Source organism: Bradyrhizobium retamae (genome assembly GCF_001440415.1).
Classification (GTDB): Bacteria; Pseudomonadota; Alphaproteobacteria; order Rhizobiales; family Xanthobacteraceae; genus Bradyrhizobium; species Bradyrhizobium retamae.
In genome coordinates this window covers 1-7436 of sequence record NZ_LLYA01000020.1, presented here as the reverse complement: position 1 = coordinate 7436, position 7436 = coordinate 1, and the positions used below count along the sequence as shown (strand labels likewise).

Genomic DNA, 7436 nt, shown 5'->3' with positions numbered 1-7436 from the left:
TTGTGAATTGCTCCTGTTGGTGGTTCCGTACATCGCCAATATATCGCCGGCTCCGGGGGAGCGGGGCCGTCTTTCCCATCAACGGCCGGCTGCGCAACGAACTCCTCAACGAGACACCGTTCGCGTCGCTCGCGCAGGCCCGAGCCGTGCTGGCGGCGACGATACAACAACGTTCGCCCACATAGCGCGCTCCGCTCTGTGATCTCAGGCCGAGCCGATTCGTCGATCGCCGCACTTGCCGATCGCAACGGGGCGGAGCGCTGCGCTACGCCCGGGAGCTCCGCGCCCCGTTGCTCCACCGAGCCCTTGGGCTCAGCGGATGAAAGTTGAGGTTCAGGCTAATCTCGTGCGAAAATAAGTCGCTGCGGCAGCTTTAGGTTCGCCGTCTGCGCGCTATCTCCTACTATCGCCTGCGAATGTGGTCATGTGCCCCCAGGCAATCGCTACGGCGCTACACACCGCGGTGGTTCTCGGGAAATGAGCGCTGATCTGCGCAGCATCGACCGTTCATTCGCGGCTGAGGCATCTGCCGGATACGGTCGCTTTCATCGCGCGATGAAAGCGAATCCTGAGCGCGATAACCAGTGCGCGTTCAGGACCTCTCGGTCTCCCTTCGATTATGACGGTGGTGCCCTAAACCTTCTTCAGCGGCTCACAATGCCCATATTCGTGGTCCTCTTTGTAGTGCCCATTCTCAACAGCGTTATAATAGCAAATATACGACCACAACTGTGTATTGGAGCGATTTGGGCCAGAGCGGTGTATTAGGTTTCCATCGAAAACCATCGCGTCGCCCGGCTCCAACTCAATGTAAACAGCCTCGAATCGCTTCATCGCGGCATCGAGAGCCTTCTGTTCGACATGCGACTGATTGACCCGTTTAAACTCTATCCGGTTGGCAACTAAATCATAGTTGTGGTTGAGCCGGCCGAGCTTGTGCGAGCCTTTCAAGACCCGCATGCAACCGTTGTCCGTTGTCGCGGTCTCGAGCGGGAGCCAGATGGTGGCCAACTGCGGGGCAAGCAAGCCGTTGGCGTGAAAAGCGGCGAAGTCCTGATGCCAATCCCATCCTCCATCTCCGCCGATGTTTGGCTGCTTCACCGAAATCTCATCGACGTAAGGGTAGATTGGCTTGCCAACGGCGTCCTGAGCAAGATGGACCAGCCGCTCGTCTCGACCGAGGAAGCCGTATCTTTCTGCGTCCGCCTTAGTCAACGGTTTGACGAGGCCTGTTTTGCCTTCCCTGTCTTTCTTAGCTAACAGGGTGCCGGCCTTGATCTCGGCCTCGATCGGTACGCGTATGCTATCGCGGAACAGCGCGACTTCCTTACTGCTCAGTAGGTCTTTGCGGATCACATAACCATCTAGGGTGTAAGCCGACATTTCCTTGCTGCTCATTGCGAGCATTGTGCTCTCCTCTCCATGATTACTATTGATCCCTTTTTTTGGACTTGGATCGGAAGGAAGGGGCCTTCGCCTCATGGTAGAACACCTTGTGATGCGTTTCCCTTGGACCGTACTGAGACTTTGATCCTGGGGAGGGATGTCATGCCTACCGATCTCACCCACCGTTGTATAAAATAATTGGAAAGCAACGCAGAGAGGCGCGGCTAGACGACGCTCGCTCACCGATTTCCTGCGAAGCTGAGCCTACCTCGCAGATTTACGACTATATTGGGTCGCCCGTTAAGAATGCACAAGCCACTGAGCGGGAGTCGATTCTTAGTTCCGTTGCACGTTTGCGCCGAAACTCGTTGGCCAGACTCCGTGGCAGGGCTTGCAACGCACGCACACCGTCACGAAATCCGGAGTCGCTGCCCCGGCTTCCTGCTCAGGCAGCATCGCGATGATCTGCTGTTCGGTGAACCGGCTCGTCTTCCTCGTCCAACCGCCAACCCGGGGTGCTCATTTGGAGGAAATGCCGGGGCACAGGTCACACTCAAAGCCCGATCGCGCCGCGTCTCTGTTGTTGGGACATATCAAATATGGCGGGTCTTTGAGGGGCTGGCCCGCCGCGAGAGTGATGTGTTTGCAAGAACTTCGCCAAAGCCGAATTTCGGCAGCCAGCAACAGTAGCGGGCAAATTCTCGCCCATTTTCGAACACTGCATGATGTGCCGGCCCGAGCCGAAGGGCCGGTCTGCACGAGATCGGAATTTTTGGCGAGATAACCTCGCTCGACGACGCTCTACTTCGATAGACGCTCGATCTGAGCGCCCGTGATCCAGTCCTCCCGCTCGATGTCATTGAACACGATGCCGACGGCAGTCGCCGTTCCTCCGCATACGCGGACAAACGCTTCCGTCACCTCTTTTGCAAATTCCAGCTTCTGTTCCGCCGTTCTGCCCGACATCCACTCAACCCTGATATGCGGCACTTGATGCCCTCCCCATTCGCGCAATGAGATTATCATTCTGCATTGGACTTTCCCCTCCTTGATCCATTTCACCTAATAACGCATAGCCATGCTGCTCCGCTCTTAGTCAGTCAGATGACACTTTCGTCTTTTGTTCATCGGCGCGATTCACCGATTCCCCATCAGTTGGCAAAGCGCGTAGCTTCAAAAGCGCTGGCATATCGAAATCAACGTCCTGGAGCTGTTGCTTCGTTATTCTTTCACGGGCCAAGAGTCGTCGCGCCGCAATATGCTCACGCGGCCCGTTTACACTTTCCACGCAGATGCAAGCATCGTTGCGGAAGTGGAATACAGAAATGCCGGATGTCACAGTAGGTCGTGCGATTCGTTCAGTGGCACCAACCGCAAGGCCAGCAATTTGAAGTTTTAGGTCATACTGGTCCGACCAAAACCAAGGCAATGTCTCATACACGTTGTCTTTGCCGGCGATAACCGACCCTGCAACTCGGGCCTGATCGGTCGCGTTCTGCACCGACTCAACGGGAATTCCATTTAGATTGAATGGACTAAAGAATCTCGTACAGTCACCGGCAGCAAACACGTTAGCCCGACTCGTGCGCGATCGCGAATCAACAATGATCCCGTTCTCGAAATGCAGGCCGAGCTGTTGGGCCAATTCCATATTGGGAGCCGATCCAATCCCAAAAATGACAATATCTGCATCCAAGGAGGTGCCACCGTCCAGCAAGACCTTGCGGACAACGCCGTTCTCACCAACAAACGATTGCACTGCGCGACAAGTCAACAGTTTGACGCCGTGGCCGACATGCGCCGACGAAACGAATTCGGCAATTTCCGGTGAAACAACACGGGCGAGCACGCGATTTTGGGTTTCGACAACAGTCACTTGCTTTAGCTGCTGGGCAAGCGCTGAAGCAACTTCGAGCCCTATGAACCCGCCGCCAATCACGACGACCTTCTCTGCACCCGCTGACGCGGCGCTGAGCAAACGAGCATCCTCAATAGAGCGAAGGTAATACACATTTTTGGCGTCCGCGCCCGTGCACAAAAGTCTTTGCGCACGTGCGCCAACCGCGAGAGCGAGGGTGTCGAACGTGACATGTGTGCCGTTCGACAGCAATGCTGTATTGGCTCCTCGCTCGATGCCCAACACCTTGGTGCCCAGCTCGAGTTCGATGTTCTTTGCCGAATAGAAGGCCGCGGACTTCAGCGGCATCACCTTCTGAGTGTGCTCTTTGAGGTAGGCTTTAGAGAGTGGCGGACGCTGATACGGAAGTTCGAGCTCTTCGCTCACAATGATTATGTCTTCATCGTATCCGCATTCGCGGGCATGCGATGCAATTTCAGATGCGGCATAGGAGCCGCCGACGATTAATAACTTTTGACGCATGACTATCCAGATGTGGTGGATGCGTGCCGGTACATTGAACGCATCGACTAGCCCAAAGCTGCTGCGAGAGGCGGCCTCTATACAAATCCAGAATTAAGCGCGAGCGTCACGGTCAAGCCGTCCAACTCTTCGGTTAACTTGATCTGGCATGAGAGCCGGGAATTCTCGCGGCGATCCTCGACTACATCCAACATTGCGTCCTCGGTCTCACTGGCTGGCTCGAGTTCCGTCCACCAACGATGGTCGATGTACACATGACAAGTTCCGCAGGACATACACCCCCCGCACTGCCCAGTCAGATTCAACCCTGCATCCCGAATCGCTTCCATAAGTGTTTGCGATGACAACTCATTGAGTTCGACCAACTTGCCGTCCTGGTCATAAACGAGCACTTTCATCTTCTGAAAAATTCCTAGAACGCGACGTGCAATGGGGAATAACGACGGTGCGAAAAGCCAAGGAAGCGAGGAGCCTCTTTCGATGGATCCAGATGCAGCTCCGGAAATCGGCGAATAAGCGCTTTCATACACTCTCTCATTTTAAGTCTCGCAAGGAACATGCCAGGGCAAATTCGCGAGCCGACGTTAAAACTTAAATGATCTGTGGGGGTCTTTCTCTTCAAATCAACCACATGCGGGCAGGCATAGTGCTGGGGGTCCCGATTCGCCGCTGCGTGCAAAAGACACACCAATTCATCCTTTTTGATTGATGTACCTGCGATCGATACGTCACGATTGACCTTTCTGAATCGCCACTGAAGAGCCCCCAGCAAGCGCAAGGTCTCCTCAACAAGCGCATTGAGAGCGTGCCCCTGATCCTTTGTCACCGCTTCACGCACGGCAGGCTGAGACAGAAAGAGATAAATCATGTTTGCGATGGCATTCGTAGTCGTGTCGCCCGCGCCGAGCGAAGCATCCCTCACAATCGCCATAACATCATTCACACTCACTTCACCCCAGTCTTCTGGAGCTCGAGTCCAGATTTGGCTAATGAAGTCGCTTCCGCGCTTTTCTCTCCGCTCCAGGACAAGCGGCAGGAAGAGCCTGTTGAGCTCGCCGGATGCGCGCTTTGCCTTACGGGTTAGTTCTTCGCTGCTCTTATTGTATATCCAAGCGACCATATCTTGGTTCCACTCAGCAATATCCGCCATGAGCGCATCGTCCTTCCAAGGAAGCCCAAACAGCGAGGCCATAATTCGCGGCGGTAGCGGCTCGACTAATTCATCAAATAGCTCTGCACTTCGTTTTTCGGCAAAACGGTCGATGACGTAGTTGACCACTGGGATAATGTGCTCGTCACGATATTGCGGCATGACCCGGGGGCCGAGGAGTTTAAGATAGAGCCGGCGCATCCGGGTGTGCTCTTCGCCGGTCAGTGTCGAAACAGCCGGCCGGCCACCTCTGATTTCCAACGACAAAGAATCCTCGAGAGGCGTCAAGGCCGCATATGTCTCGTCATCAGACTCAATCATCTTGCAGATGTCGTAACGCAAGACGATCCAGCATTTCATGCCGGGATCCCAAATTATCGGGCCCCTTTCCCGCAACACATCATAAGTTGTAAACGGATCTTTGTCGGCGAGCGAGAGCATGGACCACGCTGCAGATGAGGGCGAAATATTCATCTTGCATTTCCTTCACCGGAAGCTTTCGGCACCTACGACTGATGACACGAGAGCGACGGTTAATTTCAGCAAAAGTTATCTAGAGCAGCAGAAATCCGGCGGATGTCCCGGGCTCGCGACCGGTTTCCGACGTTTTCACACAAATTCCAAATTGTTGTGCCGCGGCGACTCTCCTTGAGCAGGCTTTACAGCATCCGCGCTAGCCAATAGCCGCCCCACAACTAGGCTGGGTCAGTTTTTATAGCCTGGAATTTCCTGCAGTATTGATCGGACACAAGCTGGGAGCTGCGTTGGTCGCGGGTGTGCTGTGGTCCTTCTTTCGAACTTGCATCATAGAGCGCGAGGTTGTTCAGACCCATATCGTGTCCGGTGTCCCTAATGTGCCGGCAACCCGATCTTCGTGACCCGATCGCTATCAGCAGGCAAACCCTCGCCCGCGCGAAACTAGGTGTTTTAGTGGACACCCACTCCTTCCGGCGGAAGTGACGTTGCACAAGCAACGCCTGCAAGTTTCGATCGAACTGAATTCGCTATCGATTAATGCCAAGAAACTCCGCCATGCGGCGCTTCACGTCATCATTGCGCATGTAGCGGTTGACAAACTCCGCCGACGGCAGGCCCTTCACGTCCTTCGGCTTGGTCCCCTGGCGTAGCGCCTTCAGCGTCTGGTACACCGCCAGCGCCGCAGTAGCAAACGGCAGGTGTCCCTGCGGTGCTAGCCGAACACGGTTGGCGGCGAGAAACGCCGGATCGTCGAGCTCGCCCTCGGCGCTGCCGAGCATGATCGGCAGTTTGGTCTCGGTGGCGATCGCTGCAAGCTCCGCCTTCGTCCTGACGCCAGTGAAGAACAGCGCATCGACGCCGGTGGTCTCGTACGCCTTGCCGCGCGCGATGGCGTCGCTGACGCTGGTGACAGACGCCGCCCCGGTACGCGCAAATAGCGCCAGCGACCTGTCGCGCCGAGCGTCGACCGCGGCCTTCATCTTGCCAAGCCCCTCTTCAAGCGACAGCAGCTGCGTCTTGGACTCGCCATAGGGCTGCGGCAGCAGCGTGTCCTCGATCGAGAGCCCGGCAGCGCCGGCGCCCTCTAATTCCTGCACGGTGCGGCGGACGCTCAGCGCATTGCCGAAGCCGTGGTCGGCATCGACCATCAATGGGATTTCGGCGGCGCGGGTGATGCGGCGGACGGTCTCGGCAACCTCGGTCATGGAAATGATGAGAAGGTCGGGATCGCCGAGGACGGTCAGCGACGCAGTCGAGCCGCCCAGCATGCCGATCTCGAAGCCGAGGTCGGCAGCGATCCGCGCTGATACCGGATCATAGACCGAACCTGGATAAATACAGACTTTGCCGGCCAGGACCGATTGAATGGTGTTGCGCTGCTTGCTCCAGCTCATTTCAGTTCTCACGCGAATTCAATGATCGGGGCACCGACTGCGGGCGTCGCACCGACCCTCGTGTGGATGGTCTTAATCGCCCCGTCCAGTGAAAGCACGGATCAGGCTGCCGACGAGACGACGTAGTATGCATCTAATTTCCGTCACGTTGTGGCAGATGCGAAGATTAACGCGGAAAGCAGCGCATAGCGGCAGCGCAAATCTAGCTAAATGCGCAGAAACTCGGCGAATGACATGCGTTCGCGATGATTTTCAACTCTGCTGCCTGCCTTCTCGCTAAGCGGAAGGCCAACTATCAATTGAGGTACAATCGGCTGCGTGAAGGTCGAGGCTTCGTCATAAGGGCATTTCCGCCCGGCACTCGAGCCTGGCTGAATTCCGTCGACATAGGGCTAGTTCGCGGGCTGATAGTCGCGCGCGTCGGGGGCCTTCCTCGATTAGATTAGATGCTGCGTAGCCAACTCGAGAGCGGCCTTTCCGCGTCCTGTGGAAGTCTACTCGTTTTCGATTTTGGAATATTGTGCCACGCCGAGATATTCTGCTCAAAAGGCAAAAAAGGCCGTAGCGGTATGTTAATGCCTCCACCAGAAACCGCTAGCTTATATGAGGGCTTGGTGTGTCAAGAAGTTTTTCGCGATCAACATTTCTT

The 7436-nt window shown here is 55.8% G+C and carries 6 protein-coding genes and 1 pseudogene; 1 reads left to right on the top strand and 6 read right to left on the bottom strand.

The genetic code is table 11. The features are described 5' to 3' along the window. Positions 1–68 precede the first annotated feature (68 nt). A pseudogene (locus tag CQ13_RS45300) lies at positions 69–192 on the top strand (integrase core domain-containing protein); the annotation flags it as partial. A gap of 441 nt (positions 193–633) precedes the next feature. On the opposite strand, the gene CQ13_RS05060 reads toward CQ13_RS45300, so the two are convergent. The 6 genes from CQ13_RS05060 to CQ13_RS05035 all read right to left on the bottom strand — a co-directional run bounded on the left by CQ13_RS05060 (position 634) and on the right by CQ13_RS05035 (position 6787). Continuing rightward, on the bottom strand, positions 634–1407 hold the full coding sequence (locus CQ13_RS05060; protein WP_057841918.1) for a phytanoyl-CoA dioxygenase family protein: 774 nt from the start codon (positions 1405–1407) through the stop codon (positions 634–636). A gap of 780 nt (positions 1408–2187) precedes the next feature. Next, positions 2188–2448: a tautomerase family protein gene (locus CQ13_RS05055; RefSeq protein ID WP_197427246.1), complete on the bottom strand. Its 261-nt coding sequence runs from the start codon at positions 2446–2448 to the stop codon at positions 2188–2190. A 34-nt stretch (positions 2449–2482) separates the two neighbouring features. Continuing rightward, the gene (locus CQ13_RS05050; RefSeq protein WP_057841916.1) at positions 2483–3766 is read right to left on the bottom strand and encodes an NAD(P)/FAD-dependent oxidoreductase; all 1284 of its coding nucleotides are present in this window, start codon (positions 3764–3766) and stop codon (positions 2483–2485) included. A gap of 77 nt (positions 3767–3843) precedes the next feature. Beyond that, a complete protein-coding gene (locus tag CQ13_RS05045) occupies positions 3844–4164 on the bottom strand; it encodes a 2Fe-2S iron-sulfur cluster-binding protein (protein ID WP_057841915.1) in 321 nt (106 codons plus the stop codon). 14 nt (positions 4165–4178) lie between these two features. After that, a complete protein-coding gene (locus CQ13_RS05040) occupies positions 4179–5390 on the bottom strand; it encodes a cytochrome P450 (RefSeq protein WP_082637324.1) in 1212 nt (403 codons plus the stop codon). 530 nt (positions 5391–5920) lie between these two features. Further along, entirely contained in the window at positions 5921–6787 is an 867-nt protein-coding gene (locus CQ13_RS05035; protein WP_057841913.1) for an isocitrate lyase/PEP mutase family protein, read from the bottom strand. Positions 6788–7436: the final 649 nt, after the last annotated feature.

Excerpts from the sequence above, each read along its gene's own strand:
- CQ13_RS05040 (WP_082637324.1), bottom strand. The coding sequence starts at position 5,390 with ATGAATATTTCGCCCTCATCTGCAGCGTGGTCCATGCTCTCGCTCGCC.
- CQ13_RS05060 (WP_057841918.1), bottom strand. The coding sequence starts at position 1,407 with ATGCTCGCAATGAGCAGCAAGGAAATGTCGGCTTACACCCTAGATGGT.
- CQ13_RS05045 (WP_057841915.1), bottom strand. The coding sequence starts at position 4,164 with ATGAAAGTGCTCGTTTATGACCAGGACGGCAAGTTGGTCGAACTCAAT.
- CQ13_RS05050 (WP_057841916.1), bottom strand. The coding sequence starts at position 3,766 with ATGCGTCAAAAGTTATTAATCGTCGGCGGCTCCTATGCCGCATCTGAA.
- CQ13_RS05035 (WP_057841913.1), bottom strand. The coding sequence starts at position 6,787 with ATGAGCTGGAGCAAGCAGCGCAACACCATTCAATCGGTCCTGGCCGGC.